This is a genomic window from Psychrobacter sp. TB20-MNA-CIBAN-0197 (genome assembly GCF_040309765.1).
Classification (GTDB): domain Bacteria; phylum Pseudomonadota; class Gammaproteobacteria; order Pseudomonadales; family Moraxellaceae; genus Psychrobacter; species Psychrobacter submarinus.
In genome coordinates this window covers 1-263 of the sequence record NZ_JBEOPC010000790.1, presented here as the reverse complement: position 1 = coordinate 263, position 263 = coordinate 1, and the positions used below count along the sequence as shown (strand labels likewise).

The window sequence follows — 263 nt, the reverse complement described above, 5'->3', positions numbered from 1 at the left end:
CATCAACGCCGCGCCGACGCCCATGGTCATCGCGCCGATGACCTGACTGCGCGCCGACGTCGGGTTGAGAATTCGCCCCGCAGCGCACACCGCCAACATGCGCCGTACGCGAACTTCGCCAGTGGCGGCATCGACGGCGACTTCGACGAAGTGCGCGCCGAAGGTCGATTGCTGATATTTCTCGGCCAGATCACCGAACTCGATGCTGTCCTCGCCGACCAGCGCGCCGCCTTCAGCCGCGTTGCGCAGCGGCAGGCTCTTGC

Annotated in this window: 1 protein-coding gene; it reads right to left on the bottom strand. The window is 66.5% G+C overall.

Features of this window, described 5'->3' with window-relative positions:
* The coding region (locus tag AAEY83_RS16005; RefSeq protein WP_351060555.1) for a molybdopterin cofactor-binding domain-containing protein at positions 1-263 on the bottom strand (263 nt) is incomplete at both ends.